The sequence below is a fragment of the uncultured Nostoc sp. genome (assembly GCF_964247315.1).
Lineage (GTDB): Bacteria > Cyanobacteriota > Cyanobacteriia > Cyanobacteriales > Nostocaceae > Nostoc.
Window position 1 is genome coordinate 1 of sequence record NZ_CAXTTT010000088.1, and the last position, 17863, is coordinate 17863.

At 40.2% G+C, this 17863-nt stretch carries 13 protein-coding genes and 1 pseudogene; 7 read left to right on the top strand and 7 right to left on the bottom strand.

Annotated elements, in window-relative coordinates; all coding sequences use genetic code 11:
* Window positions 1-740: 740 nt before the first annotated feature.
* Both ACFE93_RS23575 and ACFE93_RS23580 read left to right on the top strand, forming a co-directional pair.
* Window positions 741-1589, top strand: a pseudogene (locus tag ACFE93_RS23575) (ATP-binding cassette domain-containing protein); the annotation flags it as partial.
* 1680 nt (window positions 1590-3269) lie between these two features.
* The gene (locus tag ACFE93_RS23580; protein ID WP_375476787.1) at window positions 3270-4091 is read left to right on the top strand and encodes an SDR family NAD(P)-dependent oxidoreductase; all 822 of its coding nucleotides are present in this window, start codon (window positions 3270-3272) and stop codon (window positions 4089-4091) included.
* Window positions 4092-4329: 238 nt separating this feature from the next.
* Here the strand turns inward: ACFE93_RS23580 and ACFE93_RS23585 are convergent, their stop codons facing one another.
* Complete coding sequence (locus tag ACFE93_RS23585; protein ID WP_375476789.1) at window positions 4330-5568, bottom strand: ScyD/ScyE family protein; 1239 nt, start codon at window positions 5566-5568, stop codon at window positions 4330-4332.
* 602 nt (window positions 5569-6170) lie between these two features.
* Between ACFE93_RS23585 and ACFE93_RS23590 the strand changes: the two genes are divergently transcribed.
* Window positions 6171-7670 carry a glycosyl hydrolase family 57 gene (locus ACFE93_RS23590; RefSeq protein ID WP_375476791.1) on the top strand — a complete coding sequence of 500 codons (1500 nt, stop codon included), beginning with the start codon at window positions 6171-6173 and terminating at the stop codon, window positions 7668-7670.
* 121 nt (window positions 7671-7791) lie between these two features.
* Window positions 7792-8184, top strand: coding sequence for a hypothetical protein (locus ACFE93_RS23595; protein ID WP_375476792.1), 393 nt, complete (start codon window positions 7792-7794; stop codon window positions 8182-8184).
* Between the two features lie 175 nt (window positions 8185-8359).
* Here ACFE93_RS23595 and ACFE93_RS23600 read toward each other — a convergent pair whose 3' ends face one another.
* Window positions 8360-9718 (bottom strand): sensor histidine kinase, encoded by a 1359-nt coding sequence (locus ACFE93_RS23600; RefSeq protein WP_375476794.1) that lies wholly within the window; start codon window positions 9716-9718, stop codon window positions 8360-8362.
* A 241-nt stretch (window positions 9719-9959) separates the two neighbouring features.
* Here ACFE93_RS23600 and ACFE93_RS23605 point away from each other — a divergent pair, with 241 nt between their 5' ends.
* Complete coding sequence (locus ACFE93_RS23605) at window positions 9960-10709, top strand: Uma2 family endonuclease (RefSeq protein ID WP_375476796.1); 750 nt, start codon at window positions 9960-9962, stop codon at window positions 10707-10709.
* A 117-nt stretch (window positions 10710-10826) separates the two neighbouring features.
* On the top strand, window positions 10827-11996 hold the full coding sequence (locus tag ACFE93_RS23610) for an S-layer homology domain-containing protein (RefSeq protein WP_375476798.1): 1170 nt from the start codon (window positions 10827-10829) through the stop codon (window positions 11994-11996).
* A gap of 291 nt (window positions 11997-12287) precedes the next feature.
* On the opposite strand, the gene ACFE93_RS23615 is transcribed toward ACFE93_RS23610, so the two are convergent.
* On the bottom strand, window positions 12288-12725 hold the full coding sequence (locus tag ACFE93_RS23615; RefSeq protein WP_375476800.1) for a CAAD domain-containing protein: 438 nt from the start codon (window positions 12723-12725) through the stop codon (window positions 12288-12290).
* 394 nt (window positions 12726-13119) lie between these two features.
* Window positions 13120-13491 carry a hypothetical protein gene (locus tag ACFE93_RS23620; RefSeq protein ID WP_375476802.1) on the bottom strand — a complete coding sequence of 124 codons (372 nt, stop codon included), beginning with the start codon at window positions 13489-13491 and terminating at the stop codon, window positions 13120-13122.
* A gap of 361 nt (window positions 13492-13852) precedes the next feature.
* Between ACFE93_RS23620 and ACFE93_RS23625 the strand changes: the two genes are divergently transcribed.
* Window positions 13853-15526: an ATP-binding protein gene (locus tag ACFE93_RS23625; RefSeq protein ID WP_375476804.1), complete on the top strand. Its 1674-nt coding sequence runs from the start codon at window positions 13853-13855 to the stop codon at window positions 15524-15526.
* 216 nt (window positions 15527-15742) lie between these two features.
* Here the strand turns inward: ACFE93_RS23625 and ACFE93_RS23630 are convergent, their stop codons facing one another.
* From ACFE93_RS23630 to ACFE93_RS23640, 3 genes are read right to left on the bottom strand one after another with little or no spacing between them, the layout of a single operon-like run.
* Complete coding sequence (locus ACFE93_RS23630; RefSeq protein ID WP_375476830.1) at window positions 15743-16444, bottom strand: carbonic anhydrase; 702 nt, start codon at window positions 16442-16444, stop codon at window positions 15743-15745.
* Between the two features lie 28 nt (window positions 16445-16472).
* Window positions 16473-16784 carry a P-II family nitrogen regulator gene (locus tag ACFE93_RS23635; protein WP_104906343.1) on the bottom strand — a complete coding sequence of 104 codons (312 nt, stop codon included), beginning with the start codon at window positions 16782-16784 and terminating at the stop codon, window positions 16473-16475.
* Between the two features lie 4 nt (window positions 16785-16788).
* Entirely contained in the window at window positions 16789-17757 is a 969-nt protein-coding gene (locus ACFE93_RS23640; RefSeq protein ID WP_375476806.1) for a sodium-dependent bicarbonate transport family permease, read from the bottom strand.
* Window positions 17758-17863 lie beyond the last annotated feature (106 nt).

Here is a 17863-nt window from a genome sequence, read left to right on the forward strand (position 1 = left end):
ATCATACAAATGTACTATATTTTCGCGATCGCCTGTGCCAGTTGCGTAAGTCCTGCTGAGTTTGAAACTTTATTTCCTAACATTATGACTAAAACCATTTCTTTTGGCTGAAAGTGTTGTCTAATAAGTACTATTGTTTTTTCTCTGTAGAGAGTAATTAAAAAGTGTTAAACAAGAACTAAGCAGGTCGGCGTAAATAATTATCGTTGAGATAAAGCAGTTATTGCTGGAGGCAGGGAGCAGGAGGAGAGAAGGTTTGAGTCTTGTTTACTTTTCTTTACACAGTTTAGTTTTATTGTGCCGACTTACTTACTTTATTTAGTGAAAATACCAAATCTTTACAATTATCCTCTAACTTTTTACTATTTATTTATTTATTTGCAAACAATTTGTATATTAATGAAAGCTTTTTTCTATTTAATAAATAATTGAGCAAAATGAAGTGTTTTTATATCAGAAGAAATTAGACCTATTAAAATCATTATTGTATTAAGTTAACTTAAATTAAGCCTAATTTACGTAATAACACGTATTTTAAATCCAAAATCTCTGTTTCGAGTTTTATAATTTTTTCAGTACAGCTCTTAGAAAAAATATTGTTTAGTTAACTTGACTCTATCTTTAATTCTGGGCATTTTTAATGAATTTTTCAGTATTAATACGTGATTAAATTATATATTTTTGACAACAAAGTTAAGCTTTTAGATCGCCATATTTATCAAGACTTACGCATAGATTTCCTTGGTACTGTCATCAGATTTATAGATGAATTCACTCGTGCAAAAACTGCTACGCAGCGCTTAACAGAAGTTATTGACTCTACACTTGAAACTCAAGGCGATACTAACAAACCCTTTGCAAAAATTCGTCGCGATGCTGATATTATTTGCACAAATCTCAACTTTCACTACCCTGGAAGGCTAGAGTTACTGGAAAATTTCTCTCTCACGATTCCTGGCGGTAAAGTTATTGCTCTAATTGGTACATCTGGCTGTGGTAAAAGTTCTTTTGCTAAACTGATTGCAGGATTATATACACCTAATTCTGGTAATATTCGCATTGGTATTTATAATCTACAAGACCTTGCCCTTGATTGTTTGCGACAACAAGTAGTCCTCGTTCCCCAAGAAGCTCATTTTTGGAGTCGCTCAATTGTTGAAAACTTTCGGTTAGGTTCTCCTCACGTCACCTTTGAGCAAATTGTCAACGCTTGCAAAATTGCAGAGGCAGACGATTTTATTAGTAAATTACCTGAAAAATATCAAACTGTATTAGGTGAATTTGGCTCAAATATTTCTGGTGGACAACGGCAAAGATTGGCTATAGCAAGAGCCATCATCAACGATCCACCAGTCCTGATTTTAGATGAATCAACAGCTGGACTCGATCCAGTTAGTGAAGCTCAAGTTTTGAACCAACTGTTGTTGCATCGCCAAAGCAAAACTACGATTCTGATTAGCCACCGTCCGAGAGTAATCGCCCATGCTGATTGGATTGTGCTACTAAATCAAGGCAAATTACAAATTCAGGGAACTGTGGAAGATTTGCGTGCCCAACCAGGAAACCATTTAGATTTTTTAACTCCTTAATTAAGCTGATAGACTTTATAGCATTTTTTAGGTATTTAGACCACAACTTAGACGGGGAATAGGGAGTGGTGTCAATACTGCGTAGGTTTTGCCTAAAAAATAGAAATGTGTAACAACTGTTTTAAAAGTCAAGCGTAGGCGTAGCCCGTCGTAGACATCGCTTTGTTTGTAGAGATTGCGGTGCGACAAAGTTTGAAGTACTCTAACACGACTTCGGAGTACTTCAACACGACTTTCAAGTACCTTAACACGACTTTCAAGTACCTCAACACGATTTTGAAGTACCTCAACACGACTTTCAAGTACTTCAACACGACTTTCAAGTACCTCAACACGACTTTCAAGTACTTCAACACGACTTCGAGGTAGCTGTTGCTTATATAGCAGTCCTAAATCATTCGTGAGAATTTGAGATCGTTTTAACCCCCCTGTAGTCCCCCCTTGGTAAGCTACCGTGTATACACAAGTCTCAAGTAGTTGATAAATCTCGGTTTTACCCCACCCTAACCCTCCCCTTATAAAGGGGAGGGAACAACATTTTTTCTGTTTCCCCCCAATATATCGGGGGGATTAAGGGGGGTAATTCTACTTGTGTGTACACGGTAGCCTTGGTAAGGGGGAACGGCTCAGACATTGAGATCAAAAGTGCGATGCCTGTGGGCTAAGGAACGAAACCCAGCATTTTGCTTGGTTTCTTGGGTAACGCTTACGCTCAACCCAACCTACGAATATTTTTAACCGAGCAGTATTGATATCCATCCTTGCTGTGAGTAAGTCGATTTAACCGTGGGGTAATAATTAATAATTACGTAAATGTACTGAGTGCAGTTTTCGGCGGAATCATCAATTTGGAATCATATTGACTTACACTTCAGATCCCCGATTTATTAGAGAAATCGGGGATCTTATTGTTTGAGAACAATTGAAGTTTGCTATAGACGAGGCAAGTCTCAAGCATTACTTTGATTAACTCAAAGCTAAACTTAAACAAATTACTATTTATCTTAAAGTTTTGGCAGATAATTTCAGACAACGATCTAGCTCTTTTTGATTGTTTTCAATCAATAAAAGTCATCAATCTTTCTTTTCAAGAAAATAGTAAATATACTGTTGCAATTATATCAGTAAGCTGAAAGTTCTAACTATTGCAACTATCAGCCAAAATGCTATATGTCTTTTTTATTTCTAAAGGATGAATTAGATATCACAATTTATTAAAACAGGGCTATTTGTCAGGAAAATGAGATATTTGTACTGAGGGATTCATAAAAACTTATTTAATAAAATCTTTTGTATATATATGTTTGTCATTAAGAAGTATTAAGAAATCCTTATTAAAGAATATTGCAATAGCTTGATTTAATTGCTAACGTGTGTATGACAGCGATGCTGATGAACGCTCGGATCTAGGAGAAATAAAATCTATGAGCTATACCCATTCAGCCAAGTGTGTTAGGCTTTGACGGGTTCAAAACGAGAAATTTCTGCCTCATATAGACAAGTATGAGGGATTGCAGATTAACCAAGAAATATCTCGTTGCTAAAGGCTTAGTTTCAGTTTGATTTCAATTGCGATTGATTATTTGTCTTACCTTGTGCCGACAAGCAAGTAGCTCTTGCTTGTGTGTATCGGCAATAACGAAGAGTTTGGTAAGACTTAAATTTTAGAGGATAAAACCAATGGAGATTCAAGGTAAAGTTGCCTTAATTACAGGGGCTTCGCGTGGAATTGGACGAGCGATCGCCCTCGAATTAGCGCAACAAGGCATCAAACGGATGATATTGATAGCACGCGATCGCCGCAAGTTATTGGAGGTAGCCAACGAAATCGAGGCTATGGGTACAGAAGCTGCGATCGTGGCCTTAGATTTGACGCAGACAATAGAAGTAAATATCGCTGTTGCCCAACTATGGCGCAATTACGGACAGATTCACCTGCTAGTTAATTGTGCGGGAGTCGCATATCAAAGTTCGTTTTTGCAATCTAAAATGCCTCAAGTTCAAGAAGAACTCTCTGTGAACTTGTTAGGAATGTACAACCTCACTAGTTTGATTGCTCGACGCATGGCCAGCCAAAGACAAGGGACAATTGTCAATGTATCGAGCCTGATGGGGAAAGTGGCTGCACCAACGATGGCGACATACTCAGCAACCAAGTTTGCCATCTTAGGATTTACCCAAGCCTTGCGCCAAGAACTAGCTGAACACAATATCCGCGTCATTGCATTACTGCCTTCCCTGACAGACACAGACATGGTGCGCGACTTAAAATTATTTCGCTGGGTGATCCCCATGACTCCCCAGCAAGTGGCTAAAGCACTCGTCACCGGAATGCAGACTGATTCATCAGAAATCTTAGTCGGATGGCAAAGTCATTTAGCCGTGTTGTGTCAACGCCTTGCCCCTTGGTTGTTAGAGCTAATTTTACGAATAGCAACACCACCAGCACCAAGAAGACAACAGCTGATTGAAAAACTTACCCCTTCGCGTAGCGTCTCGTAGAGAAGGCGAGACGCCGAGAGTGATCGCTTCAGTAGTGCTGAGTGCTGAGTGCTGAGTGCCCAGTAGTACCCCATAGTTAAAACTAGGGGATTGAAACAAGGACATATCCTAAGCACAGCCCCCCGCAGGCATTCCTATCTTTGCTTTTAGGGGCACGACTCCCCTATATGCTGAGTGCAATTAATTTTACTTTTTACTCTAAGCCGAGTTACTCGGCACTCAGCACTGTTTTGGTGACTCAGCACTCCTGAACAAACTTGTCCGAAATCTTCAGTCCTTTGGCTTTACCCTTGTGCAAAAAAGTAACGCTCACAGTGCCAAGAAATGCTAATAAGCTGAAAGTAGAAGTAGATTCAGGAACAGATTTGGAATTCTCTATTTTAATAACTTGCCCTTGTCCTGGGCGATCGCCTCGGTTTGTCACGTAAATAGCATCATCAGCACCAATAGTCAAAGCAGTAGGAGACTCTAATCCATTGTCACTAAGAATAGTTGTGCGAGTCCCATCGCTCGCTATTTTAATTACAGAACCATCTACATTACCTTTCCAGAGTGACTGATTAGCGTACTGCAAAGCATATAAATTACCCTGACTATCAAAAGCTAAGTCAGTAAGTTGGGTAAAGCCATCGGTATAAACTGTTGGTTGACCATCAGCACCAACTCGGTAGATTTTTGCTTCACCTTCTGGAAAAGGAAAACCAGTTAATTGACTAATGTAATAAGCGCCATCTGGCCCTTTGACGATATTTGTGGGTACTGCTTGGATTTCAAATGGCGATGACGATGCGCCAGAGGGGAAAATTGGATTAGTTAATGTCTGCCGGGGAATTGTGGCGATCGCCTTTAAATTACTTCCATCAGTCCCTACGCTGAGTAACTCATTAGCACCAGTATCAACAGCAACAATCTTATTTCCATCTAAAAGAAGAGAGAAGGGATTGCTAATTAGATCGCCTCGATCGGGATTATTTGCAAGTTCATAATTAGCTAAATCAGCAACACTAGTCCAGGAATTTGTATTAAAATTAGCAGTGATGATTTTTCCTAAATCAGTGTTACCTAATGTGGCTCGAAATGTGGGATCAGAAGCATACCCAACTGCAATATAAGGCTTGCCACTGGCATCAAATTTTATATCATGAGGCCCAGCAGTATCAGTACCATCTGGTAATGCCAAAGAAGGAAGTCCTGTAAGTATACGCTTTTGTGTACCATTTCCAATCTTTGTCACTGCACCAGTTGTGCCATAACATAAAGATTGACCTGCCGCACTCGGTGAAGGAACACAAGCTCCATTTCCGCCTGTTCCTGCTTCCGTGACGTAGAGGCTACCGTCAGGGCCAAAAGTTAGACCCCGTGGACTATTAAGATCGTCGGCAATTACCGAAAATGATGCCGCTTCTGCTGATTTTATTCCTGAAAAAGCAGCAATACAAACACTCAAAAATGTAATTCCAAATTGTTTTAGTTTCATTAGACCCCTCCTCAAGTTAAATTTGCGTAAAGATAGAATAGAAAATTTTATCTTGATAAATCCTAATATTTACTGTGTATAGTTTTTGCGGATTTTACAGCATAATAAATTGTGCAAAATCATGATTTTTATGTTGAATGAAGACATATAGTCAACCTTTAAAATCCTTATACAGACTGAGTTATAAATTTCCGTACAAGTCTATTTGTTGCAAGATTAGCTAATTAAAGAAGTTTGAGAACTTTTTAATTGGTTAAGACTTATACCAATTTTCTAAAAGAAGACAACAGATTCAAACCCAGAAACTTAGATGAAATCTGAATTTGTTAATTTCGAGTTGTATCATACCATTTCTAAAAATCTTTGCAACATAATGAATCGGCTGTAAAGGCGTACATTTGTACGGCTCTGGCAACAAATAAAATAGAATTGCTGTATATTTTCCAACATTTCTTATATAGGTGGGATATCTAAACTGTTGAATTACACAGATATTGCGGGACTATAAGGCGATCGCAGTTTGCATCAATAGATAAAGTTGTAGATCAGAAATTGCTGTGCGATCGCATAATTAGACATACCTTGTTTCGGAGCAATCAGAAATGCTTTTCTTCCCCACAACCCTAACTCCTTTGCCCGAAATCATTGATGGCTTGCCGAATATTTCTGGTTGGGAAACAGAGGTTATCTCTGTAGTTAACCACGATCAACCAGTATTTTTACCAACAACGAATATCCGTTTAGAAAACGTAAATGCTGTGTTTGCGATCGCCTTACACATGCACCAGCCAACTATACCAGCTGGGAATGGCGGTACACTCATCAGCAATCTGCAATATATGTTTGAACATCCCCATGAAGGGGATAACCACAATGCAGATCCCTTTGCCTATTGTTACAGCCGCATGGGTGACATGATCCCCGAACTTGTAAATCAAGGTTGCAATCCCCGTGTGATGTTGGATTACTCTGGTAATCTTCTGTGGGGACTGCGGCAAATGGGACGTGATGATGTTCTTGATAATCTTAAACGCATCACTTGCGATCGCACCTACCAACCTTATGTAGAGTGGCTGGGTACAATGTGGAGCCATGCAGTTATTCCTTCCACACCCATAGCAGATATTAAATTACAGATAGTTGCATGGCAACATCACTTTGCCGCAATTTTTGGCTGGGAAGCACTAGCGCGAGTCAAAGGATTTTCGCCCCCAGAAATGCACCTACCAAATCACCCTGATGCTCTCTTTGAATTTGTGAAAGCGCTGAAAGAATGTGGATATCGCTGGCTACTGGTTCAAGAACATTCTGTAGAAACTCTTACTGGTCAATCTCTCACTCATAAACATTTACCACATCGTCTAATTGCCCGGAATTCTCAAGGCGAAACAATTAGCATCACAGCTTTAATTAAAACCCAAGGTTCCGATACGAAATTAGTTGCTCAGATGCAGCCTTATTACGAAGCTAAAACATTATCTAAACAACAAATTGGCAGTGTATTTGTATCACCAATAGTTAGCCAAATTGGTGATGGTGAAAATGGCGGCGTAATGATGAATGAATTTCCTAGCGCTTTTAAACAAGCTTGGTGGGATATGGTAAATAATGGGGGAGGAAAATCAGGTGTAGTTGGGATGTGTGGTACAGAATATTTAGAATTAATCGAAGCTGCTGGATGCAAACCTGAAGATTATCCAACTTGTCAGCCAATAGGACAACATCAAATTTGGGAGCGAGTTTCACCAGATAATATTCAACCGCAAGCTGTAGAGAATGCCATTCAAGAATTAAAGCAAACAAACTCTAATTTTCATCTGGATGGAGCCTCATGGACAAATCATATCAGTTGGGTAAAAGGATATGAAAATGTGTTGTCTCCCATGTATCAATTAAGCAGTTTATTTCATCAAAAAATTGACCCATTACTGCAAACTGACTCAGCAGAACCGTTTACTAGACAATCTCAATACCGTAACGTTCTTCTACATAACCTTTTGCTGCAAACTAGTTGTTTTCGTTATTGGGGACAAGGCGCTTGGACTGATTACGCGCGGGAGATTTATCAAAGTGGCGAAAGTTTGCTAAAAACGATATTTTAATAATAAACAACTCAGGTGAGGGAATAAAACAGCCCTGCTTTTTAAGGGTGGGGCTGAGAGTATATTGCAGGGTAAAATATCACTAAAATCAAGTATATTAGCTTCTAAGTAGGCAGTATAAATGAAAAATCTTTATGAGATTTTAGAAATAATTAGACCTAGACCAGCAATGTATTTAGGACAGCGTTCCTTAACTGCGTTAGGAGGCTTTATTGGTGGCTATTCTTTTGCTCTGGGCGAAAATGGGATCTTTTATGGAGAAGAGATACCTCCTTTTACACAGTTCAACGACTGGGTAGCTCGATATTATAAATGGTACGAATCAACAGCAGGATGGAAAAATATCATTCTCCGAGAAGTTGGAGACGAAGCAAAAGCATGTGATGTATTCTTTGAACTCTTTGAATTATTTAAGCAACGGTTTCCTGTACTCAAGTATCGTGTTTTCTTAAATCCAAACCATAAATCTACTGGAGCTATATATCGACGTATAGGACTCCGATTTGATTTCTGAAAACATACTGAGACTGAAAAGCTCGTTTTTTCAGGGTTTTATCTGAAATCTTGTTCAAAAATTAGATATGAGTCCTATACAGCAGATTACAACTTGGTGAGGTACACAAAGATTTGTCTGTTACCCAGGTATAAAGCGTGTTTTACTCCTGAATTCTGAATTCTGCTGCATCTTATTACACCAAAGGTAACAATATTTCAAATTTTGTACCTATACCAATTTGTGAATGAAAATTCAATTTACCACCATGTCTCACAGTGATAATTCGATAACTTACTGCTAAACCAGTATTTTTCCCATTCTTTGTTTCCAGAGAAAAAGACTCCATAATTTGCTGTTGTAATTCTTCAGACATTCCAGAGCCATTGTCAGCAATGCGAATTAAAACCCAGCGAGAATCTGGTGCATCTGGGTTACTTGCTTCTTGTGATATAACTTCTGTGTTAATCTCAATTCGGAGTTTTTGAACAGTCTTTGTCTCTTCTAAATTTAACTGTTGTCGCACTGCTTCATTGAGTAAAGTATCCACAACTTCGCTTAAAATATTCATCAAAACCTGGTTTAATTGCCCCATAAAGCAATAAAGTGGGGGTAGTTGACCATAGTATTTGACGATTTCAATTTCTCCTTGAAGACGGCTATTAATTAGTAAAATTATACTATCTATACAAGCGTGTAAGTCTACTGGTTTGGGATAAAGTTCATCAATATGACAGAAGTTTTGCAAGCTAGTAACGAGTTTTTTTAATCTTTCCGCTCCCGTCCGAATACTAGCAAGCGATCGCGACAAATCTTTTTCTAAAAAATCAAATTCAATTTCTTCTTTAATCTGATTAATTGCCGGAGAAACTGATGATAACTCTTGCTCGTAAGCCGCTATGAGTTTAAGTAAATCTTGACTGTAGTTTGAAACATAAATTATATTACCCCAAATAAAACCCACTGGGTCTAAAATTTCGTGGGCTACGCCGTCTACCAAACGCCCCAAGTTTGCCATCTTATCATTTTGAATCATTTGGGCTTGACTGCGTTCGTACCGGATCAAATTGTCGATTCCCCGAATTTGCCAAGAAATAATATTTAATTCTTGGACATCTAACAATCTATAAGCGCCAGATTCCGTTTGTATGACAATTGGTTCTGCTAATAATTCTGGCGATCGCTTTAAGCTAAGTTGCATTGTTGTTAAAATCGATGTTGTATCAGCAACTAGCAACATCGGTGTCCGCACGTAGCTGTAGAGAACAGCTAATGGTTGCTGAACAAATAACTCTTGTCCGAATGGACGAATCAAAAATTCCAGTAGTCGCCGCCGCGAAATCATCCCAATGAACTGTCCCTCTTCTACCAAAATTACTCCTGGTAGCAAGGGGTATTTCTCCAAAAAACTAGCCACTTCCATACCAGTGTGGCTGATTTCCACCGAGAAGTTATACATTGGTAGTTCTTGGAGGGTTGAATCTAAACTAAGATCGCGATCGCTACCCTCAGACAAAAATGGTGGTGAGATTTGGCAACTAAATTCTTCTGGCACTAGACACCCTGATTTTTTTCAAAGACAGGTAAAGAATAAGTTAATATTTTACATTCTGCCACCCTCAAAATCCGGTTTTAGTTTAGGTATCTAATAAAACTAGTGGTCTATCAAGCTAAAAATCTTTCTCAGGCGACTGGAAGTAATTGGCGTGCAATTTATAATCTAGGTGGAGAATATTGAGAAAGCGATCGCAAGCTAAACTAAAAATAACCTTTACCAAGAGTGCAAAGGTAGTGTTATGACCTCTGTAACCAATCCACCCGATGCTCTCACTCCTTTCCCCTTCCCCGATCATACCCAGCTTCCTGAGTCCGATGGTACTTTTGTGAAAAACTGGCAAGAGCATCCCCAAAGCATTCTACTAACTGACTCAATTACACCCGTCCTCAAGCAATTAAATCCTGAAGGTGAATACTGTATAGGGCAGGACTTAGGCATTTACTGGCGCTTGACCGATCCCCCTGAAAAAGGCGCAGAAGCACCAGATTGGTTTTATGTACCGAATGTACCGTTTTTGCTCAATGGACAAACGCGACGTTCTTATGTGTTGTGGAGAGAGTTTATTGCCCCGTTGATTGTCTTAGAATTTGTCTCTGGGGACGGTAGTGAAGAACGGGATAAAACTCCTTTGAAGGGTAAATTTTGGATTTATGAGCAAGTCATTCGTCCTGCCTTCTACGGCATTTATGAAGCGAGTAAAGCCAGCCTAGAAGTTTATCATCTAATTGAAGGACAGTATCAGGTTTTACCAGCAAATGACCGAGGACATTATCCTATAGTTTCTTTGGGTGTTGAATTAGGTTTATGGCTAGGAGTTTATCAGAATGTGGAATTACCCTGGCTGCGTTGGTGGGATTTACAAGGTAATTTGTTGTTGAATGGCGATGAAAGAGCCGAACAGGAATCCCGAAGAGCCGAACAGGAATCCCAAAGAGCCGATCGCCTAGCTGCCCAATTGCGATCGCTCGGCGTTGAACCAGAAACTTAATATCGTACTACAAATTACGAATTACGAATTACGAATTAAAAAAGGGCTGGTGTAAAAGAGTCATCTGTGGCTTAATTTGTTTAGACACAAATTTTTACTGCTAGCAGGGTAATCACGATGACAAATAGACCTCCTTCCGAACCGGAGTCATCTCAAAAAACTGCCCTTGGCTTTGATGAATTTATAGCCATTCTGGTTGCCTTCGCCACTATCGGATCGATTCTTTTTTGGTCATTGTCTCGCAGGGATTCTAGTTGGAACTTAAACGGGCTGCTGTTGCCTTCTTCCACTCCATCTCCTAGTGTTCGACCAAATCCAGTATTGCCCTCTCCTACTGCCAAGGTAAAACCTTATACAGTCCCCAACAACGTTTTGCCCTCTTCTCTACCTGAAGCTGTTGTTGAACCCACAACACGTTCGTTCCCAACTAACGGCGCAACTCCTTACCGCGCAATGTTACCATCTATTCTGGTAATCCCAACTCAATCCCCACAAACACAAACACCTGTATCCTCTCCCACACAACTTGAGTCATCAATTAAATCATCAGCGTTGCCTTTAGTAACTCCGGCAAAACCAAAATCAATCATTCCGCCGCCAATTGCATTTAACGATGTGCCCAATAACTTTTGGAGTCGGCGTTTTATAGACGTTCTTTCTGCCCGTGGGATTCTCAAAGGGTTTCCTGATTATTCTTTTAGACCAAATCAGCCTGTAAACCGCGCCGAATTTGCTGCCATACTAGAAAAAGCTTTTGACCAAGAACCGTCTAAGACTGCGATCGCATTTCAAGATGTACCAACAAAATTCTGGGCAAGTCCAGCAATTGACCAAGCCATCAGTGCCGGATTTCTCAAAGGCTACCCGAAAAAAACCTTCAAACCACAACAAAATATTTCACGAGTGCAAGTTTTAGTTGCCCTTGTTAGTGGATTGAATTTGAAAGCACCCACTTCCCCAAATCAGATTATCAGTGTCTATAAAGATGCTAAAGATATTCCACCTTATGCTATCGGCAAAATAGCCGCTGCTACAACCAATGGTTTGGTAGTTAACTATCCAAATCCCCAAGTCCTCGATCCCAACAAAGTAGCTAGTCGGGCACAAGTGGCGGCGATGATTCATCAAGCTTTAGTCAAACGGGGCAAACTGGCGGCAATTACATCTCCTAATATAGTGCGTAGGCCTACCCCACCGCAGGCATTGCCCAAAATATCTCCAGAACTTCCCCAGACTCCAAAACCGAACCCAAAAGTGAAATTGCCCACCGCAGGTTCGCTTCAATAATAATTATTAATGACGCTCATGTTCGCGCAGCGTGTCGAAGACAGACGCTAAAAGTGTAGCTTACTTCTCTGAAAGAGTACGCGGACTCGCTACCGCTACGCTAACGTAATTCGTAATTCAACGAAGGGTCAGAAGGAGCGAGTTCTATACGAAATGTTAATGAACTTGTAAGTAACTTTGAGAGAAGTCTGAACGCCGAATTCCGGCGTCCAGACTTCAGGGATTTGGAATTAAAGCGTACTTCTACACAGAGCAAGCTACGCGTAGCACGATGCCCTGAGCTTTTAGATATTAAGCTTCTGGAATTTGTTTACCGACAACTTGTGATTTAAGAGTGGTGATTTCACTAGTTAACTCTTTCCTGGTTGAGGCTTTGAGTAAATAGCGGTAAATAAACCAGGCAGAGTAACCAATACCGATCAACTCAAAAGTAGGTGCTACCAAGGGGATATCATTCAAAGCATCTAATATTGCCAAGAGTACTTTAACCCCAACAATCGATCCTACAATTAAACCAACTGTTACCAGGGGTTGCTTATATTGATTAAAGAAGCTTCCCAGATAATCTGGTAATGTTGCTAAAAAGGTAGAAATTTGCTCCCCGTATTTTAGCCATTCGTCTTGAGACTGTGCTGGAGGCTGGAGTTTAGTGATGGTTCCCGTTTGGCTGTTAATCTCTGCCACTGTAGTATCTTTGGATGCGGTTTCGGTAAATTCTTGTTCTGGCATTTTCACTCCTAGAAATTTGACAGTTGAGTTTTTCTAATCTGGATAATTACAACCAAAGGGTTATTGATTAGTTAATGCACTTGTGCATCAGTTTAATTAAGTGAAGGGCACAAAAGGGTTTTAGTGTCCTATAACCATAATTGACCCGTACTATCTACTGCATCAACTACAAGGTAGACAGTCAGTAGGAGGATAAAACTCAGAAGGCAGCAGAATATATTATAATCAACTTCCTGAGTTCTATTTTTGAAATCAACTGGGATCCTCAGGTTGTGATTATCCCATTCCATGTCATTTGCTCATAATCGTACTAAATATTAAGTACAAATCATGCAAAAATCAGTCTACCTCTAATTTATATAAGCCTAGAAGCCGATTTTATCTGATATTAAAGCTATCTTAAGCCGCGTTCGTCAATTAAGGTATTCGTATTGATTTTAATACGTAATAAAAATTTTTGTGTGTTAATATTGACTAGACTTTTAACCTGATTTATGATATGTACGCCTGAAATGAGGGAGAAATAATCAATGCTGCCTTTTGAGTGCTGAGTCATGAGTGCTGTTAGCGGATAGCTATGGTTTAGCCCGTGCTGAGTTGGAAATCTCGCTTCTTTACTCAGGACTGGGAACTCGGAATTTGGAACTGTTTTGCCCCATGCCCCATCCCCAACAAGTATCAAACCTTTTGTTTTTTTCCTGATTGTATTAATTTTATAGAGAAGCAGTAAGGTAGAGTAGTGGCGTCGGCGATCGCAAGAACTCATTGCTTGCTATCAACCGCATATTGAAGAAAGTAGTGTGGTAAAGAGAAGACGCTCTCAGGCGCGTCTTTAGTGCAGAAAACTATATCGTTGCTCCTAAAAAAAAGTGAATTCTGTTAAATCTAGTAATTATACTTAGTTGTTTATTATAAAATTTACTTATATAAGCTAAGGTGATGCTAATTATCTAGCAAGCAATGATTTGCTCTTGCGATAAAAGAAGATAATGTAGATGTTAATGACTAAATTAAGGTATTTTGACAATCTAGACTAATTTGATTATTTTTGCGGGAAGGCAAGGAGGTTTGAGAAATGCCTTCCTCAAAAGCCAACCCCTATCTACAGCAGTTCAGAAAGCAAAAAAGTGTCAGCCGAAGAGCCATCGACAGACGAACTCCCAACTATAGAATTTCCTTCGCGAGGGAAACTCAAAGCTAGTTCTTGGCGTATCCATCAAAAAATTGGCTATGGGTACTTTGTAGCGATCGGAATTGGCTTTTTTGGCTCACTGACTGGGTTAGTGATTGCTAATTACTACCGGGGAAGGGAAGTTAGACAATTCAATCAAGCTTATGAACAAGGACAACTACTGAGTAATTATAAAGATGCAGTAGTAGGGGCGCAATTACATAGTTCTAACCTAGTTGCTGTATTAGAAAATTCACAACAACTGCAAAGTAAAAAAGCTGATTTTCTGAAGAATGTTGAAAAAGCCAAGCAACTAGAGTCAAAAATTGGCGGATTTATCGATAGTAAACCTAAAAGACTAGCAGCAACAAGTTCGACTTTACAGACTTTATTAATAGATTATAAGACTAATTTAAAAGCTTACGTTGACCAAATCGAGGTCGTCTTAAAGAAAATTGACTCTCAAAAAGTACAGCCTCAACAGATTTCCTCTGCCCGATCGCAGTTATTAACAATAATGCGTGGTGAAACAGCCATGCGGCTAGACCAGCTTTCTCAAAGCTTGACTAACATCCTGCAAACTGCTGAAGATCAGGAGCAAGAAAGGCAAAAAGCCGTTGAGCAGGCAAGAATAGTTGAGCGATTCATCGTGATCGTGAGTATGCTGGTTTCGGTAGCGATCGCAGCTATTGTCGCTTGGCGTACTAGTCGGGCGATCGCTGAACCAGTCATCACTGTCACCCAAGTAGCTGAACAAGTTGCAAGGAAACATAATTTCGACTTACGAGCGCCCGTCACCACTGAAGATGAAATTGGCCTACTCGCCAAATCTCTAAATCGTCTAATTGAGCGAGTATCTGAGCGAACAAAAGAACTACAACAAGCTAAAGAATTAGCCGAAGCTGCTAGCAAAGCAAAAAGCGTATTTTTGGCCAATGTCAGCCACGAATTACGCACACCATTAAATGCTGTCATTGGCTTAAGCCAACTACTAGAAGACGACGCTACCGATCTTGGTTTATCGGCAGATTTCATCACAGATTTAGAAACAATTAACGCTGCTGGTAAGCATCTACTGCACTTGATTAACGAAATCCTCGACTTGTCAAAAATTGAAGCGGGGAAAATGACCCTATATCCTGAGACATTTGAGATTGCAACGCTGATTCATAACGTTGTCCTCACAGTCAAACCAGCTATAGAAAAAAATGCCAATGTTTTAGAAGTAAATTTTGATGAGCAACTTGGCACCATGTACGCCGATCAAACTAGGATGCGGCAGGTGTTGTTAAACTTACTCAGCAACGCCAGTAAATTTACTACAAACGGCAAGGTGATGCTGACAGTCAACAGAGAAAAGGATGAATTTCGACCGGAGGCTCCTTTGGGCAGCATTATTTTCACCGTTACCGACACAGGTATCGGTATGTCTAACCGTCAACAGCAGCAGTTATTTCAACCTTTTACACAAGGTGATACTTCAACTACGAAAAAGTATGGAGGTACGGGACTGGGGTTGGCAATTAGCCGCCACTTTTGCCAGATGATGGGTGGTGAAATTATTGTCAAAAGTCAACCAGGAATTGGCTCTACTTTCACTATTCGTCTGCCAATGACTGTGCAGGATTAAATAACTCGTAATTCGTAATTAAGCTTTATAATGGGGATTTTAATCCCAGTACAAAACTTGTCGCTTGTTAGAAGCGAGGGACTTAAACCCTTCAAAAATGTTAAAGGAGTGAGGGCATTGGGTATTGGGGAAAACAGTTCTGTTGGCTATAGCGGGGCGTTTAGCACGTTCTGAGTAAAGAAGTGAGATTCCCCACTCAGAACTTTAGATGGCGAATTAAGTAATAATAGTCACCCTACCTGTATCCAAGTCGTAACGACCCCCGACAATTTTCAATTTGCCTGACTCCACCTGCTTAGTTAAAAGTTGCGATCGCTTCAATCGTTCGATTTGATATTGCACATTTGCAACCACGGCATTTTCAACCGCGTCACCCAGCTGACTCTTGACCTTTTCCACTGCTGGCTTAATTGCCTTCACAAAAGTACTAATATCACCGAGTAACGATTCGTTTTGTACAGCTGCGGTTACAGCCCCGCAACGTTCATGCCCCATCACCATCAATAGCGGAGAGGCTAACAAGACAACCGCATATTCAATACTACCGATCGCTTCATGTGTAGCAATATTTCCGGCAATCCGAACATCAAAAATGTCCCCAATGCCTTGATCGAAAACAATTTCTGCGGGTACTCGTGAATCCGCACAACTAAGAATAGTTGCAAATGGATGTTGAGCTTGAGCAACTTCCTGCAACCGCAGCGCAGATTGATCGGGGTATTGGGGATGATGCTGAATAAATCGCTGATTTCCCTCTATCAGCTTTTGTAAGGCTGCATCGGGACTGAGGGATTCAGGGGAAGTTGAGGGGATTTCGGTAGCTTTAGCCTGTTCTACCTGCCAGAGTAAATCGCTAGCAGATAGCATCATCCCAAACGCCCCAGTCATTCCTAACTTCAAAAAATCACGACGTTCCATGAAATGCTTCATTGAATTTATCACTCTCTTACATCGACGCAACACATCTGACAGAGCGAATCTCCATCACATCGGAAACGTAGCAAGTACCACCGAATTTATTAAGGAGTGGTTTGATATTTTCGACAACAGGCTTGAGTTCTTCTGGCATACAAAACGCGAGGATATAAACATTATCAAGCATGGTCATGTCTAAATCTTCTGTCGTTCCTCGTAATCCTTTACCAGCAACATTTCGGATTACGGCATGGTTATGTACACCAGACTTGTCTAAATTATCTAAAATTTTGGCAAGCTCAAAGGAGTTGGCGATAATTTCTATCTTTTTAACTATGTGCATATTCTTACCTCCAAAATAGGTTAATTCCGTAGAGATATAACGGAATTCCCACAATAATATTGAACGGAAATGTCACCGCTAAAGCGGTCGAAACATACAGGCTGGGATTTGCTTCTGGAACAGTCATCCGCATAGCCGCTGGGACAGCGATGTAAGAAGCACTGGCACACAATACAGCGAATAAGAGCGAATCTCCGCGAGGCATACCGATCAATTTGGCGATCACCAACCCAATGCCTGCATTGAGTATTGGAATTAGTATGGCAAATAAGATCAAGAAAACTCCGGTTTTTTGCAAGTCTTTAATTCTTCTTGCAGCGACCAATCCCATGTCCAGTAAAAAGAAGGTGAGAACACCATAAAATAACCCTTGAGTAAAGGGTTCTAATACGTGCCAACCGCGTTCTCCTGTCAAGACACCTATTAATAGACTACCGACTAATAGAAAAACTGAACTATTAAGAAATGCTTCTTGCAAAACTTCCGGCCACGAAAAGTCCCGCTTTCCATCGGCGGTGAATATATTTACCAAAATTAGACCAACTATAATAGCTGGAGATTCCATCAGGGCAAGGGCTGCTACCATGTAACCATCAAAAGTAATGCCAAGCTCAGTTAAAAAAGCGCTAGCCGTGATGAAGGTGACGGCACTGATAGAGCCATAAGTTGCAGCGATCGCGGCCGCATCGTAAGTATCCAATTTCAATTTCAGGATAAAAAAGGTGTAAATTGGAACAAGGCAAGCCATCATCATTGCTGCCGCGAGTGTTAGAATTACTTCCTGAGTGATGCCACTTTTGATTAGTTCTACCCCTCCTTTAAAACCAATCGCAAGCAGCAGATACAACGAAAAGAGTTTGGGCATTGGTGCGGGAATTTCTAGATCAGACTTGACAAAAACAGCAGTCATGCCTAAAAAGAAAAACAGGATTGGCGGATTTAAAATGTTGGATACAATTAAGCTGATATCCATATCCACCCTTCCTTGTATTGGTTAAACCTGAAATTAAAGAAATTTTTCATCTTTCAAAATTTAACGGTTGAATCATGATGTATCGTGTATTGCTACCCTATGTCAA